A 16,151-nucleotide genomic window follows, 5' to 3' on the forward strand; every position below is an offset into this window, starting at 1 on the left:
CGGCGGACCGGCACACGGCATCCGACCGGCAACCGAGTGCCCGGCTGGATATGGTCGTCGGGTGAATCGACTCGCGGACGCCACCAGCCCGTACCTGCTCCAGCACGCCGACAACCCGGTGAACTGGTGGCCCTGGTGCGACGAGGCGTTCGCCGAGGCGGAACGACGCGACGTGCCGGTGCTGGTTTCGGTCGGCTACTCGGCCTGTCACTGGTGCCACGTCATGGCGCACGAGTCGTTCGAGGACGAGACGGTCGGGAAGCTGCTGAACGAGGGCTTCGTCTCGATCAAGGTGGACCGTGAGGAGCGGCCCGACGTCGACGCGGTCTACATGACCGCGACGCAGGCCATGACGGGTCAGGGCGGCTGGCCGATGACAGTGTTCGCCACGCCGGACGGCACCCCGTTCTTCTGCGGCACGTACTTCCCCCGCCCGAACTTCGTCCGGCTACTGGAATCGGTCGGCACCGCCTGGCGTGACCAGCGTGAGGCCGTGCTGCGCCAGGGAGCCGCGGTGGTGGAGGCGATCGGCGGGGCCCAGGCCGTCGGCGGACCCACCACCCCGCTCACCGCCGAGCTGCTCGACGACGCCGCCGACCAACTGGCCCGTGAGTACGACGAGGTCAACGGTGGTTTCGGCGGGGCACCGAAGTTCCCGCCGCACATGAACCTGCTCTTCCTGCTGCGTCACCACCAGCGCACCGGATCGGCACGGAGTCTGGAGATCGTCCGGCACACCGGTGAGGCGATGGCCCGAGGCGGCATCCACGACCAGCTCGCCGGCGGCTTCTCCCGGTACTCGGTGGACGGGCACTGGACCGTGCCGCACTTCGAGAAGATGCTCTACGACAACGCGCTGCTGCTGAGGGTCTACACCGAGCTGTGGCGACTCACCGGGGACGCGTTGGCGCTGCGGGTGGCCCGGGACACCGCCCGGTTCCTCGCCGACGAACTGCACCGACCCGGCCAAGGTTTCGCCTCCGCGCTGGACGCGGACACCGAGGGCGTCGAGGGTCTGAGTTACGTCTGGACGCCGACCCAACTCGTCGAGGTGCTGGGCGAGGAGGACGGCCGATGGGCCGCCGACCTGTTCGCGGTGACCGAGGCCGGCAGCTTCGAGAAGGGCACCAGCGTGCTGCGGCTGGCCCGCGACGTCGACGACGCGGATCCGGCGGTACGGGAACGCTGGCAGGTGGTTGTCCGCCGGCTGCTGGCCGCCCGGGACGCCCGTCCCCAGCCGGCGCGTGACGACAAGGTGGTGGCTGCCTGGAACGGGCTGGCGATCACCGCGCTGGCCGAGTTCGTCCGGCTGGTCGAGACCAGTGGCCGGATCGGTAGCGAAGGCGAGGCGAACCTGCTGGAGGGGGTCACCATCGTCGCCGACGGGGCGATGCGGGACGCCGCCGACTACCTCGCCCGGGTGCACGTCGTCGATGGCCGGTTGCGCCGGGCCTCCCGCGACGGCCGGGTCGGTGAGCCGGTCGGCGTCCTCGAGGACTACGGCTGCGTGGCTGAGGCGTTCTGCGCGATGCACCAGGTCACCGGCGAGGGGCGGTGGCTGGAACTCGCCGGTCAGCTGGTCGACGCCGCGTTGGCGCATTTCGCCGCGCCTGGTGGCGCGTTCCACGACACCGCCGACGACGCGGAGCAGTTGGTCGCCCGGCCCGCCGATCCGACCGACAACGCCACCCCGTCCGGGCGGTCCGCGCTGATCGCGGCCCTGGTCGCGTACGCGGCGCTGACCGGGGAGAGCCGCTACCGTGAGGCCGCCGAGACGGCCCTGTCGACCGTCACGCCGATCGTCGGGCGGCACGCCCGTTTCACTGGGTACGCGACGACCGTGGGTGAGGCGCTGCTCTCCGGGCCGTACGAGATCGCGGTGGCGACCGGCGATCCCGCTGGTGACCCGTTGGTGGCGGCAGCGTACCGGCACGCCCCACCCGGCGCGGTGATCGTGGCGGGGCATCCGGACCAGCCGGGGATTCCGCTGTTGGCGGGACGGCCGCTCGTCGACGGTAGGGCCGCCGCGTACGTCTGCCGGGGCTTCGTCTGCCAGCGGCCGGTCACCGGTGTCGAGGAACTGACGGGGCAGTTGCGGTGAGTCGGATCCGCCGGCTGCTGCGACGACCGGCCCGGCTAGGCTGACGCAGCTATGGATTCCCGTACCGGTCTGCCCGTCGTCGGCATGGTGGGCGGCGGCCAACTGGCCCGGATGACCCACCAGGCTGCCATCTCCCTGGGTCAGTCACTGCGTGTGCTGGCCCTCACCCCGGACGACGGTGCGGCTCTGGTCGCCACCGACGTCCAGTACGGCGACCACACCGACCTGGCCGCGCTGCGTACCTTCGCCAAGGGCTGCGATGTGGTCACCTTCGACCACGAGCACGTACCGACCGAACACATCCGCACCCTGACCGCCGAGGGGGTGAAGCTGTTCCCACCCGCGGACGCCCTGGTGCACGCTCAGGACAAGCAGGTGATGCGGGAACGGCTCGGTGCCCTCGGCGCGCCGAATCCGCGGTGGCGTCCGATCTCGTCCCCCGACGACCTGGTCATCTTCGGCGACGAGGTCGGCTGGCCGGTCGTGCTCAAGGCCGCCCGTGGTGGGTACGACGGTCGGGGGGTGTGGCCGGTCGCCGACCCGGCAGCCGCGGTCGAACTGGCGGAGACGCTGCTCGCCGGTGGCACGAGACTGATCGCCGAGGAACGGGTGGCGCTGCTTCGGGAACTGGCCGTGCAGGTGGCGCGTTCACCGTTCGGTCAGGTCGCGGTCTACCCGGTCGTGGAGACGGTGCAACGCGACGGCATCTGCGTGGAGGTGTTGTCCCCGGCACCCGGTCTGGCCGAGGAACTGGTGCTCACCGCGCAGCAGCTCGCCATCGACCTGGCCACCGCGCTCGCAGTGGTGGGCCTGCTCGCGGTGGAGCTGTTCGAGGTGGCCGATGCGACGGCACCCGACGGTGCTCGGCTCGTGGTGAACGAACTGGCCATGCGTCCGCACAACTCGGGGCACTGGACCATCGAGGGGGCCCGGACGTCGCAGTTCGAGCAGCACCTGCGGGCGGTGCTGGACTACCCGATGGGCGACACCTCGTTGACCGCCCCCGTGGTGGTGATGGCGAACGTGCTCGGTGGGCAGCCCGGCGGCATGTCGATCGACGAGCGGCTGCACCACCTTTTCGCCGCCGACCCCACCGCCCGGGTGCACCTGTACGGCAAGCAGGTGCGCCCCGGCCGCAAGATCGGGCACGTCACGGTGCTCGGTGACGATCTGAACGAAGTACGCGCCCGGGCTGCCCGGGCGTCTCGCTGGCTGCGGGACGGGACACCGGAGGAATGAGTGGCGTGAGCACGGTCGGTGTGATCATGGGGAGCGATTCGGACTGGCCGACGATGAAGGCCGCCGCGGAGGTGCTCGCCGAGTTCGAGGTGCCGTACGAGGTGGAGGTGGTGTCGGCGCACCGCACCCCGGTCAAAATGATCGACTACGGTCGGGCGGCCGCCGACCGGGGACTCAAGGTGATCATCGCCGGTGCCGGCGGGGCGGCGGCGCTGCCCGGCATGGTGGCCTCGGTGACCCCACTGCCGGTGATCGGCGTACCGGTGCCGTTGAAGCATCTCGACGGCATCGATTCGCTTTTGTCGATCGTGCAGATGCCGGCCGGTGTGCCGGTGGCAACCGTGTCGATCGGCAATGCCCGTAACGCCGGGCTGCTTGCGGTCCGTATCCTCGCCGCCGCCGACCGCACCCTGCTCGACCGGATGGCGGCGTACCAGGCAGACCTGGAGCAGTTGGTCGCGGAGAAGGACGCTGCGCTCCGTGCCTCGCTCACGTGCCACCATTAGGGGCCGCACCGAGACGAGACCGGGCACTCACCGCATGCCGCGTAGCGCCGTCTGCAGGCGTTCCTGGGCCCGGCGTCGGCGTTCGTTGCTGGCACCGAGAACAAGCAGCAGGAAGCCGACCGGGATCAGCGCCAGCCACGGTCCAAGGCTGAACAGCGCGTGCACAGCCGCGACTGCGGTGACCACGGCACCGACGATCACCGGTGCCTGCTGCTGGGTCGTCGATCCGAAGATCAGCACGGCGACCGCGCCGAGCAGCAGCAGGACCTGACGCAGGGTGCTGGAATCGGTGGACAGCACGATCGCCAAGGTCGGCAGGAAGGCGGCGAGCAGCGCCGGCCCGTACGCCACCCAGCTGCTCAGGTCGGTGCGCTGACGTAGCTCGAGCACCCCCACCAGTAGGGCCAGCGCGGCGAACGGCAGGGTGTATGCCTCCGGCAGGGCCACTTCGGCAACCCGCATGAGAATCCACCAGGCGGTGATCTCGCAGAGCACCACCGCCCAGAACAGAACCCGTCGCTGCGCCGGCCGACGGCCGGGCCGGGTCGCCGCCAGACCAAGGACCGCACCCCAGGCGGCGAGGAGCGCGGCGATGTGCCGGGGCGAGTCGAAGGCCAGCGCCAACGCGATGAGCGCGGCGGCGTGACCGCTCCACTCCACGGTCGCCGCCTCACGACGTGCCTCCGGTCGGCGGAGCCGGGGAAGCGTCGCGGAGAAGACCTGCAACGCTGCGCCGACCGCCAGGACACCGAACGCCGACCAGACCGGCGCGAGCCCGGCCACCAGGCCGGCGGTGAGCACGAACAGCTGCGCCATCAGCGAGGCGAACAGCCAACCGAGAAGGCGTGCCCGGGAGGTGAGGCCGTAAAGGGCGGCGACCAGCCCGACTCCGGCCGCGCCGCCGAGGGTGAACAGGGTCAATTCCGCACTGGCGAGGCTGCCGGCCAGGCCCGCCCCGCCAGCCGCGAGCCCGATCACGAAGATCAGCACCCGGGTAAGTCGCAGCGAGCGGGCCCGTTCCACAAGGGCCGGTGGGGGCGTCAGCGCCAGACCGAGTATCGAGATGATGAACACCGCCAGGGCCGACAGGGTGTTCGCCGGCCAGCCGCCGCCGAGCGCGATCGGGGCGATGAGCAGCGTGACGGCGGCGCCGGGTAGCACCACGGGCACAGCCCGGGAACGACGACCACCACTGAACCCGGTGGCCGCCAGGGCCGCCGTCGCGGTGAGTAGCAACGCGGTGAGCACATGGGTCGGGTCGACCGCTGCCGGCGGCGGGTCGAGCAGGGCCTCCGGTGGTCCCTGCCAGATCCTGCCCATGGTGCGGTGCGGGTCGACGAGGGCCGCGATCAGCGCCGGTGCGATGGAGACCAGGGCCAGGACCGTCGGCAGCGCGGCGGCGGCCAGCGCACCGGCGGCCGGGCTGACCCGCCACCGGCGCCGGTTGCCGTCGGGCAGGCGGCGTAGCGCCCCGTCGAGCAGAACAGTCCAGCGGCGAACCGGTTGGGCTGCGCCGACCGGCGGCTCGGTAGCCTCCCGAACGAGTTCGGCGAGCACACCGAGCAGCGCCGCCGCGGCGGCGTACACCCCGACCGGCGTGCCGATCGGCACGGCGGCCAGCGCGGTCACGCTCGCTCCGCCGACGACCCCGGCACTGGCCCAAGGAAGATACTGGGGAACATACCGACGAACCGTGGCCACCGCGGCCAGGCCAAGGCTGGAAGCGGCCAGGCCGGCGGTGAGCACCACCTGTGGAGTGTGGCCGAACTCGACGGCTAGGGCGGCGGTTGCCCCCGGCATCGCCAGCAGTGCCGCGCCCGCCCCGGCACCACCGACCTGCGCCAGGTGCGGCGGCATGCCCTCCGCCTCGATGTCCTCGACGAGTGGTCCGGCCATGTTGCGCGCCAGCGCGGCGACCACCGTGCCGATCAGCACGATGCTGCCGAGGGCCAGCGCGGTCGTCCACGGCCGTACCAGGCCGGCACCGGCCGCGTGAAGTGCAACCACACCGGCGACCGTTGTCCGGGACAGTGCCGCCCGAGGCTCGATCGAAGCGACTGCGGCCATCCCGAAAATGGTGGCGACCATGCCACCGATCAGGACCGGCGACCACCAGGGGAGCTCGAACGCGGCAGGAGCGCCGACGGTGGCGAGTACCACCCCCACACCGGCCACGTCGTAACGCCACGGTGGCGGTAGCAGTACCCCGGCCGCGGTCGCGAGCAACATCAGGGCGATCGGGCCCTGCCAGGTCGTACCGCCGGTCGGCGCGGCCGGCCAACCGCTGAGGTCACCGTCCCAGATCGGGCCGGGCGTGGCGAGCACGCCGACCCCGCCGCGTAACGCCATCCAGCCTGCCAGCAGCCCGATCAGTATCCCACCGACGGTGAGGCCGAGCACCGGACCGCGTCGCCACTGCTCGGGCATCGCCCGGGCTGCCACGGCGACCACCAGGACCAGCGCGGCGGCGACGGCGAGTTGCCCACTCGGCGCGAGCACCGTGCCGATCCGAAGCAGGGTGGCGACGAGCGTTGCGGTCACCGCGGCGGCCGCCAGGTCGGAACCGTCCAGGGCGCGATCGGAACGACGGCCGATGTCGATCGAGGGAGCCAGGAAGAGTAGTAGCGCGGAGACCAGCAGCAGCGCGCTCACCCAGGCGTCCGCCGCGGTGGCGCCCGCTGAGCCGAACCCGGCTGCGACGACCACCAATGCTCCCAGGAGGGTGCCGACCGACAGCGGTGCCGGGATCTGGCGTTGCGACACCTGCACGATCGCGGCGTAGCCCAGCGTGACGCAGCAGGCGAGGAAGCTGGCTGCGAGCACCGGTACGGCCGCCTCTCGTAGGCTCGCCGGGGTCGGTGTGGTGTCCACCGGCACGGTGGTCGCCATGAAGGCGGCCACTGCTCCGGGCAGGGCGAAGGCGGCGCCTCCAGCGGCCCAGGCCGAGACGGTGTCCGCGGCGGCCGAAGCGAGTCGGATCCGCGGCGCGGCGGCGATCAGCGCGCCAGCCACGACGAGAGTGAGCAGGACGGCGGCGGTCAACGCCGGCCGGGCGAGTGAGGTGCCGGCACCGGCCAGCCCGATCGTGGCGGCGGCCACCGCGTGTGCCAGCGCGGCGCGGGGGGTGCGGGCGGACAGGCCGGTCGCCCCGATGCCGATCGCGGCCAACACCATCGGCCACGGCGCCCACGTCCACGCCAGTCCGAAGGAGGCTGGTACGGCCAACGCGGTGAGCGCCGCGCCGGTCACCGCGAACTCGCGTCGGATCTCCGGCGGCAGGGCCAGCACCGCCGCCACGGTCAGCAGGAAGGCGCTCGCGGCGAGTTGCCAGGCGGTCGGGCCGACGGCGGCGGACAACTCGGCCAGGTACCGGTCGAGGTCTGCTGCCCAGGCCGGTAGCGCCGCCTGGACCGGGGCGATTCCGGCGCGTAGCGCGTTCCCGGCGACCAGCACCCCGGTGACCGTGAGTGCCACCGCGGCGGCAAGTTGCGGCCCCCTGCGGGCGGACTCGGGTACTGCCCGGACTGCGAGACCGGTGACCGTGATGACCACCGCGATCAACAGCAGGGCCCGGCCGGGCAGCGCCACCGAGGCGACCCGTCCCAGGGCGCCGATGACGGCGAGGGTGAACACGCCCGCGCCCAGATCGGGCAGGGGTGGGCGACCCAGCACCAGCGTTCCGGTCAGGCAGATGGCCGCGGCGAGGACAAGCACCAGGCCGGTGCCGATCGCCCCCGGCAGGGTGGCGGTCCGCAGCAGGGCGGTCACCGCGTACGCCAGCGCGAGGGCGACCGTCACGCCGTGCAACACCCAGGTCAGTTGCTGTAGCCCTGGCACCGGTCGGGTCGGTGTCGTCGTCGCGGTACCACCGGTGAGGTCCAGCACTTCGCCGCCCTCCTCCGGTGCTGCCTCCGGCCTGCCGTCGGCCGGACGATCCTGCGCCGACCGCTGTCGGGGCGCACGCGACCGGCCGGAGTCGGCCGCGTCGCCGGCGAGCGGCTGTTCCACGGTGACCGGGGAGCGGGCCAGCCACAGGTTGAGCAGCGCCATCACGGTCAGCACCAGCGCCCAGCCCACCGGACCGGTGACCCGGTCGTATGCCAGCAGCGGCACCACCGGCTGGGCGGCCAGTACGGCGGCGAACCGGGGCACGCGCAGCCTGGTCCACCCGGCGTAGCCGATCGAGACGGCTGCGGTGACCGCGAAGATCACTCCAGCGAAGACGGCACCGGAGGCGCCGCCGTCGCCGATCCGGTCGACGGCCCAGAGGGCGTACCCCGTCAGGGGCACCAGGAGTAGACCCACGGCGGCGATGGTCTCGGCCGTGGAAGTCAACCCCCGCCGGATCAGTACCGGTGGGGCGAGCAGCATCAGTACCGTCGCGAGCAGCAGGATGCCGAGGCGGGCGAACACGTCCATCGAGCTGGTGGCGACCACGGCGAAGACCACGGCGGCGACACCGAGCAGCAGGGCGCCGAGGCCGAGTGGGATGTTCTGGACCTCCCGGGAGGAAGCCTCAGGCGGATGCTCCGGGTCGTCAGCGTCCAGCCAGGAAGGTGGTGGCTCCTGGGTGCCGGCGGCGCCCTGCCGGGGTACCCGGGGCGGTGGTGCCGCACCGTCGCGGAGTGGTGAGGCGCCGTCGGACGTGGGGCGGCGCGGCGGCCGGCGACGCAGCACGCGACGGGGGCGGGTGGCCTGCCGGAGCCGTTCGTCTCCCTGATCGCCGGCGTGCGAGAGGATGTCCCGCTGAAAGAGCGCGGCTTGCATCTTCGCGGCGAGCTGCCGTTGTTCGCTGGCTATCGCGGCCTCGCGGGCCTTCATCTCCGCGATGGATCGTTCGATGTCCGCCAGATGTTCGGCCCATTGTGGCTGGTGTGCGCCGCAGTGAGGGCAGCGGACCGCTGCTTTGATCTCCCTGCCGCACGAAGGGCAATTGAAGTTCGCCACGACACCCCTCCAGCCGCACAGTGGATTCCCACTGTCGCAGCATGCCCAAAGCGGGCCGGGAATTCGACAGTTGTCGGCGGGTCAACCGACACCATCACCGGACGTCGCGATCAGGGGCGGCCCATACCCCGGTACTCCCAGCCGGCCTGGGTCCACAGCGCCGGGTCGAGGCAGTTGCGGGCGTCGACCACGCGGCGGCCCGCGACGAGGTCGCCGAGGAGACCGGGGTCGGCGTTGCGGAAGTCGGCCCATTCGGTGAGGACGCAGACCAGGTCGGCGCCGGTGACTGCCTCGGCCATGCCGGGTTGGTAGGTGAGTTCCGGCACCGCGCGGCGGGCGTTCTCCATGCCCTGGGGGTCGAAGACGTGGACGTCGGCACCAGCCTTGCGCAGCAGGGCGGCGACGGCCAGGGCGGGGGCGTCGCGTACGTCGTCGGTGTTGGGTTTGAAGGTGGCGCCGAGCACGGCGATGCGGGTGCCGGACAGGTCCGGGCCGGCGGGGCCGGAGCGGCGGCCCAGCAGGTCGGCAGCGAGTTGCAGGACGCGGCTACGGCGACGCAGGTTGATCAGGTCGACCTCGTGCAGGAAACGCAGGGCCTCACCGGCACCGAGTTCCTGGGCGCGGGCCTGGAAGGCGCGGATGTCCTTGGGCAGGCAGGCTCCGCCGAAGCCGAGGCCGGCCTGGAGGAAGCGGTTGCCGATGCGGGGGTCGTAGCCGATGGCCTTGGCGAGTTGGGTGACGTCGCCGCCCGATGCCTCGCACACCTCGGCCATGGCGTTGATGAAGGAGATCTTGGTGGCCAGGAAGGCGTTGGCGGCGACCTTGACCAGTTCGGCGGTGGCGAAGTCGGTGACGACCAGGGGCACCTCACGGTCCTCGGTGGCGGCGAGGTCGAACACGCCCTTGTGGGCGGCGTAGAGCATGCCGTTGGCCCATTCGCTCTTGACGCCCACCACGATCCGGTTGGGGCGTAGCACGTCGTCGACGGCGAAGCCCTCCTGGAGGAACTCGGGGCTCCAGGCCACCTCGACCCCGAGGTCGACGGGAGTGTGTTTGCCCACGAGTTGCTCCACCCAGTCGGCGGTACCGACCGGGACCGTGGACTTGCCGACGATCAGTGCCTTGCGGGTCAGGTGCTGCGCCAGGCCGGTGACCGATGCTTCGACGTACGACAGGTCGGCGCCCATTCCGTCGGCCCGCTGGGGGGTGCCGACGCAGATGAAGTGCACGTCACCGAAGGCAGCGGTCTCGGCGATGTCGGTGCTGAAGCGCAGCCGGCCAGCGGCGAGGTTCCGTCGGAGCAACTCGTCGAGGCCGGGCTCGTGGATCGGCACCTCACCGGCGTTCAGCTTGGCGATCTTGTCCGCGTCGACGTCGAAGCCGAGTACCTCGTAGCCGAGTTCGGCGTAACAGATGGCGTAGGTCGCGCCGAGGTAGCCGGTGCCCAGGAAGGTCACCCGAGGCCGGGGAGCGCCCGAGGGGGGCGTGACCGCCGCGATGGCGGGTACCGGCTGGGTGTTCGGGTACGGGATGGTCACGCCTGTCTCTCCGCTCGCACTGGCGCCGCGTGGCTGCGTCGCAATCCGCTGCGGCGCCAGGGCGGGGCGCCGGAGGGGTGGTCCGTCTGCTGTTCATCATCGCCGAGCGGCTTCGGGGCTCTGCCACGACCCAGCCTACGCACCGGTAACATCGCCTGAACGGTGGTAGTTATCCTTCAGTCTGCGTGGTGGGCGTCCAGGAGACGCTACAGACTGCGCATGATAGCGGTGAAGGGGAGGGGCCGACATGGCCGCAGAGCAGTCGTTCGACGCGTACCGCCTGTCAGAGGAACACGAGGCGATCCGGGAAGCGGTCCGTGAGGTTTGTACGGCGAAGGTGGCGCCGAACGCCACCGAGGCGGACGAGACAGGCGAGTTCCCGAAGGCGTCGTACGACGCACTGCGTGCCGCCGACTTCCACGCACCGCACGTCCCGGTCGAGTACGGCGGGGCCGGTGCGGACGCGCTCGCCACGGCGATCGTGATCGAGGAGGTAGCGCGGGCATGCGCCTCGTCCTCGTTGATCCCGGCGGTGAACAAGCTGGGCACGATGCCCCTGCTGCTGGCCGGTTCCGACGAACTCAAGCGCCGCTACCTGACTCCGGTCGCCAGCGGCGAGGTGATGTTCTCGTACTGTCTCTCCGAGCCGGAGGCGGGCAGCGACGCTGCCGCGATGACCACCAGGGCGGTACGTGACGGTGACCACTGGGTGCTCAACGGGGTGAAGCGTTGGATCACCAACGCCGGTGTTTCGGAGTTCTACACCGTCTTCGCGACGACCGACCCGACCGCCCGGTCCCGGGGCATCTCCGCCTTCGTGGTGGAGAAGTCCGATCCGGGGGTGAGCTTCGGCGCCCCGGAGAAGAAGCTGGGCATCAAGGGCTCGCCGACCCGCGAGGTCTACCTCGACAACGTGCGGATCCCGGCGGACCGGATGATCGGCGCCGAGGGCACCGGCTTCGGCACCGCGATGAGGACCCTGGACCACACCCGGGTCACCATCGCCGCCCAGGCGGTGGGCATCGCACAGGGTGCGCTCGACTACGCCAGGGGGTACGTCGCCGAGCGTCGGCAGTTCGGCAAGGCGATCGCCGAGTTCCAGGGCGTGCAGTTCATGCTCGCCGACATGGGCATGAAGCTGGAGGCGGCCCGGCAGTTGACGTACGCGGCAGCCGGTCGGTCCGAGCGTGGCGACGCCGATCTGACCTACTTCGGCGCGGCGGCCAAGTGTTTCGCCTCCGACGCCGCGATGGAGATCACCACCGATGCGGTGCAGTTGCTCGGCGGCTACGGCTACACCCGCGACTACCCCGTCGAACGGATGATGCGGGACGCCAAGATCACCCAGATCTACGAGGGCACGAACCAGGTGCAGCGGATCGTCATGGCCCGCCAGTTGCTCAAGGACTGACGTCGACGGAAACCACCGTCACCTCCGCCGGGCATGGTCGCCGGGCGGAGGTGACGATCCGTGGCGCCGGTCAGTTGGTGGTGTCGTCGTACCGGGGCAGGTTCCCGGGCGGCGCCGACCAGGGTGATCCGCCTCCGGTGCGCCGGGGCAGCGGCTCCGTCGGCGTCGGATCCGGGTCCGGGTAGCCCAGGCTCAGCGGTGCGGTGTCCCGTTCCGTCGACTGAACCGGTGACCAGTCGGTCAACGTCTGGTCCGGTTCCGGCGTCTCGGGTACCGCCGACGTCGGCTGCGCCACCGCGACGGGCCAACGCCGCCAGCGTTGCCCGCTGAACGCCGCGATCAACAGCAGCATGCCGATCAGGAAGAGCGTCCCGTTCTCCACTGGCAGCCTCAGCGGCAGTGGATCGCCGAGGAACGTCCAGCTGGACGGGATGAGCTCGCGTACCCGGAAGGGCGAGATGAACATCCCGACGTACGGGGTGACCATCAGCAGCCCGGCCACCAGTGGGCCGAGCGGTGAGATGCGCAGCGTGCCGAGCAACCCCAACACGATGCCGCCGACAGCGAGATACACGGCCGGTTCGATGAGGTTTGCTGTGTTCGAGGTGCCGATCTCCACCCACCGGTCGACGGTGCCGGCCGACCCGTCCTGACCGAGGGTGACCAGCACCCAGGTGACCGGCACCACCACCAGCCCTGCGAGGAAGCTCCACAGATGTCGCATCCGCGCACCGTACCGTTTCCCCCATGACCGAGCACCCCGCCACCACCCTGCCCGGCAAGCCGACCTCGTACTCCCGGGTAACCCTGAGTCGGATCATGACTGCGGTGGATGTGAACCTGTACGGGACGGTGCACGGCGGGGTGCTCATGAAGTTCATCGACGACGTGGCCGGTGCGGCGGCGGCGCGGCACAGCGGCGGTACGGCGGTGACCGCCGCGATCGACGAGATCGTCTTCTCCGAGGCGGTCCGGGTGGGTGACCTCGTGCACGCATACGCCCAGGTGAACTGGAGCGGGCAGACCTCGATGGAGGTCGGCGTACGGGTGACGGCCGAGCGCTGGGACTCGGCCGACGAGTTGCCGGCGCGGGTGGCCACCGCGTACCTCGTGTTCGTCGGGGTAGAGGTCGGCGGTGCGCCCCGGCCGGTACGTCAGGTCCTACCGGAGACGCCGGAGGACGGCCGGCGCTGGCGCGAGGCGGAGATTCGCCGCGCCCACCGGCTGGCCCGCAGGAAGGCCATCCAGGCGGCCCGCAGCGAACCCTGAAACCCGACGGTCTGCACGGCACCTTCCCGCCCGGACCACACTGGTCGGGCGCGGGGGGTGTGGGGCGGGCACATGCGCCTGCGAGGCCCCGGTGCGGAGAATGGCGCTTCTAGGTAGGGCAAGATGGCGCCACGGGCCCACCGCACAGCGTCGTGCCGGGCCAGGGGAGGAGTGGACCAGTGACGGACGTGCTGTGGACGCCGCCGGCGGACGTGCTCCAGCGGTCCCGGATCGGGGCGTACCTACGTTGGCTCGCCGAACACCGAGGGCTGACCTTCGCCGACTACGACGCGCTGTGGCGGTGGTCGGTCACCGACCTGGATGCCTTCTGGCGGTCGATCTGGGACCACTTCGGGGTGGTCGCCCAGACACCGTCGACCAGCACCCTGACCGACCGGGACATGCCGGGCACCCGGTGGTTCCCCGGCGCCACCCTGAACTACGCCGAGAACGTGTTGCGGATACCGGGCCGAACCGACGACGAGCCGGTGGTGGTGGCGCACGGGCAGACCCGGCCACCGGTCACCCTCACCGTCGGGCAGCTACGCGAGCAGGTGCGTCGGGTCGCGGCCGGGCTGCGGCGGCTCGGCGTCACCACCGGTGACCGGGTGGCGGCGTACGCGCCGAACATCCCCGAGACGTACGTGCTGATGCTCGCCACCGCCAGCCTCGGTGCCGTCTTCTCCTCCTGCGCGCCGGAGTTCGGCACCCGCAGCGTCACCGACCGGTGGCAGCAGATCGAGCCGAAGATTCTCGTCGCCGTGGACGGCTACCGGTACGGGGACAAACCGGTGGACCGGCGGGCCGAGGTGGCCGCGATCCGCGCCGCGTTGCCGTCGCTGGGGCACACCGTCTCGATCCCCTACCTTCACCCGGACGGTTCGCCGGCCGAGGGGACACTGGCCTGGGCGGAACTGGCAGCCCCCACCGACGGGCCGCTGGCCTTCACCGCGGTGCCGTTCGACCATCCGCTCTACGTGCTCTACTCATCCGGCACCACCGGGCTGCCCAAGCCGATCGTGCACGGACACGGCGGCATCCTCCTGGAGCATCTCAAGATGCTCGCCCTGCACCACGACCTCGGTCCGACAGACCGCTTCTTCTGGTACACCACCACCGGCTGGATGATGTGGAACTTCCTGGTCTCCGGGCCGGCGGTCGGCGCGGCGATCGTGCTGTACGACGGCAACCCCGGCCACCCCGACCTGGGTGCCCTGTGGCGGCTGGCCGAGCAGACCGGCACCACCTACTTCGGTACCTCTGCACCGTTCCTGCTGGCCTGCCGCAAGGCCGGGCTGGTGCCGCGCGACGTCGCCGATCTCGCCATGCTGCGCGGCCTCGGCTCCACCGGCGCGCCACTGCCCGCCGAGGGCTTCACCTGGGTGTACGACACGGTCGGCAGCGATCTTCAACTGCAGTCGCTGTCCGGCGGCACCGACGTGTGCACCGGCTTCGTCGGCGGTGTCCCGCTGCTACCGGTACACGCCGGCGAGATCACCTGCCGGGCCCTGGGCGCCAAGGTGGAGGCCCGATCGTCCGACGGCACAGCCGTCATCGGGGAACTGGGCGAGTTGGTGCTCACCGAGCCGATGCCGAGCATGCCGGTGGGGTTCTGGAACGACCCGGAGGGCGTGCGCTACCGGGAGGCGTACTTCGACGTGTATCCGGGGGTGTGGCGGCACGGAGACTGGATCACCATCAACTCCCGGGGCGGGTGCGTCATCACCGGCCGCTCCGACGCCACCCTCAACCGTGGCGGCGTACGACTCGGCACGGCCGAGTTTTACTCGGTGGTGGAGGGTCTGGACGAGGTCGCCGACTCGGTGGTGGTGCATCTGGAGGACGACGAGGGTGGTGCCGGTGAGCTGCTGCTGTTCGTGGTGCCCGCCGAGGGGGTGACGCTCGACGACGAGTTGCGCCAGACCATCTGCCGCGAACTGCGTACCGCGTTGTCCCCCCGGCACGTACCCGACGAGATCCACCAGGTCCGCGCGGTGCCACGCACCCTGTCGGCGAAGAAGCTCGAAGTTCCGGTCAAGAAGATCCTCACCGGAACCCCGGTGGACCGGGCCGCCGCCAAGGGCGCCCTGGCCAATCCCGAATCCCTGGCCGCCTTCGCCACCCTGGCCGAACACCGCACCCCGGACCGTCCCGCCACGTGATCGGCCACGTTCGGGCTCCTACCACCGGTCGCCGGCCCGCTTTGAGCGGGACGGATCGTCGCTCGGGCTGAGGGCGGTCGCCGTGGCTGCGGCCAGAGCCTGCCCAGCCCAGGTCGGCGCCAGGTCAGGTCGGGTGAGGCCAGGTCAGGTCAGGGCGTGGGTGACCCGCTCCGTCGATCGGCGGTCGGTCAGACGGGCGGGATCCGGGTGGGCGCACAGTACGAGGGTGGCACCCGCGCTCAGCGGAGCGAGCAGCCAGTCGAGCGGATCCGGGTACTGGTCGACGTCCACGAGGAGCCGGTCGCCGGCAGCGATGCCGAGTTCGGCGGCGCGGGTGGTGGCCCGGGTACGCAGCGAGGTGTGGTCGGGCCCGCCCGGTGGGTACGCGGTGAAGTGGTCACCGTGGGCGCGTACCTCGGTGACGTAGTCGGCGAAGCCCGCCGGCACGTCGCGCAGCGGCAGCGCGAAGGGGTGCAACGCGAGTGCGTACCGGTCGGCGGCCGACCAGGCGTCGGCGTCGGCCGCGCGCTCCACGGTGGCGAACAGCACGTCCACGCCACCGGAGGGCTCGGCGAGCGGCGATCCGGGCAGCTGGACCGTCAGCCCCGCCGCCCAGCAGCCGAGCAGCACGGCAGCGCTCTGCCAGTGCGGCGGCAGCAGCACCGCCGCAGCGCCGCCCGGCCCGAGGGCCAGTTCGTCGACGAGCAGGTTGGCCGTTTTGGCCACCCAGTTCGCCAGTGTCGCCCCGGAAAGCTCGGTGCGCTCGTCGGATGCGTCGTCGTACCAGGTCAGCAGCGGGCGGTTCGGGTCTGTCGCGATCGCGTCGGCGAACACCCGGGCAATGTTGTCGGCCATCGACGCGAACGATACGCCCCCGGTGTCCGTACTTGATGACAGCGACAAGTCGCATACCGTCGGGTCGCAGTCGACGTCCGCGCCCGGCTCGGGCGTAGGCTTGCCGGAGTGTCCTTCCCCACA

At 71.3% G+C, this 16,151-nt stretch carries 10 protein-coding genes; 6 read left to right on the top strand and 4 right to left on the bottom strand.

The window, feature by feature from the left end; translation table 11 throughout:
* Positions 1-61 precede the first annotated feature (61 nt).
* Genes HCA58_RS13590 through purE form a run of 3 tightly spaced genes read left to right on the top strand, consistent with a single transcriptional unit; the run spans position 62 to position 3,846 of the window.
* A complete protein-coding gene (locus HCA58_RS13590; protein ID WP_169598185.1) occupies positions 62-2,101 on the top strand; it encodes a thioredoxin domain-containing protein in 2,040 nt (679 codons plus the stop codon).
* Positions 2,102-2,152: 51 nt separating this feature from the next.
* Positions 2,153-3,340, top strand: coding sequence for a 5-(carboxyamino)imidazole ribonucleotide synthase (locus HCA58_RS13595; protein ID WP_169598186.1), 1,188 nt, complete (start codon positions 2,153-2,155; stop codon positions 3,338-3,340).
* Positions 3,341-3,345: 5 nt separating this feature from the next.
* Positions 3,346-3,846, top strand: a complete 501-nt coding sequence (gene purE / locus HCA58_RS13600; protein WP_169598187.1) for a 5-(carboxyamino)imidazole ribonucleotide mutase — start codon at positions 3,346-3,348, stop codon at positions 3,844-3,846.
* Between the two features lie 27 nt (positions 3,847-3,873).
* On the opposite strand, the gene HCA58_RS13605 is transcribed toward purE, so the two are convergent.
* Both HCA58_RS13605 and HCA58_RS13610 read right to left on the bottom strand, forming a co-directional pair.
* Positions 3,874-8,793, bottom strand: a complete 4,920-nt coding sequence (locus tag HCA58_RS13605) for a permease (protein WP_169598188.1) — start codon at positions 8,791-8,793, stop codon at positions 3,874-3,876.
* A gap of 110 nt (positions 8,794-8,903) precedes the next feature.
* On the bottom strand, positions 8,904-10,331 hold the full coding sequence (locus HCA58_RS13610) for a UDP-glucose/GDP-mannose dehydrogenase family protein (RefSeq protein WP_169598189.1): 1,428 nt from the start codon (positions 10,329-10,331) through the stop codon (positions 8,904-8,906).
* Positions 10,332-10,578: 247 nt separating this feature from the next.
* Here HCA58_RS13610 and HCA58_RS13615 point away from each other — a divergent pair, with 247 nt between their 5' ends.
* Entirely contained in the window at positions 10,579-11,742 is a 1,164-nt protein-coding gene (locus HCA58_RS13615) for an acyl-CoA dehydrogenase family protein (RefSeq protein ID WP_169598190.1), read from the top strand.
* A 70-nt stretch (positions 11,743-11,812) separates the two neighbouring features.
* Here HCA58_RS13615 and HCA58_RS13620 read toward each other — a convergent pair whose 3' ends face one another.
* A complete protein-coding gene (locus HCA58_RS13620) occupies positions 11,813-12,466 on the bottom strand; it encodes a hypothetical protein (RefSeq protein ID WP_169598191.1) in 654 nt (217 codons plus the stop codon).
* Positions 12,467-12,489: 23 nt separating this feature from the next.
* On the opposite strand from HCA58_RS13620, the gene HCA58_RS13625 reads away from it, so the two are divergent.
* Positions 12,490-13,011 (top strand): acyl-CoA thioesterase, encoded by a 522-nt coding sequence (locus HCA58_RS13625; protein ID WP_169598192.1) that lies wholly within the window; start codon positions 12,490-12,492, stop codon positions 13,009-13,011.
* A 179-nt stretch (positions 13,012-13,190) separates the two neighbouring features.
* Complete coding sequence (locus tag HCA58_RS13630; protein WP_169598193.1) at positions 13,191-15,173, top strand: acetoacetate--CoA ligase; 1,983 nt, start codon at positions 13,191-13,193, stop codon at positions 15,171-15,173.
* A 144-nt stretch (positions 15,174-15,317) separates the two neighbouring features.
* Here HCA58_RS13630 and HCA58_RS13635 read toward each other — a convergent pair whose 3' ends face one another.
* Positions 15,318-16,028, bottom strand: a complete 711-nt coding sequence (locus HCA58_RS13635; RefSeq protein ID WP_169598194.1) for a TIGR03089 family protein — start codon at positions 16,026-16,028, stop codon at positions 15,318-15,320.
* Positions 16,029-16,151 lie beyond the last annotated feature (123 nt).

It is taken from the genome of Micromonospora sp. HNM0581 (assembly GCF_012726175.1).
GTDB lineage: Bacteria > Actinomycetota > Actinomycetes > Mycobacteriales > Micromonosporaceae > Micromonospora.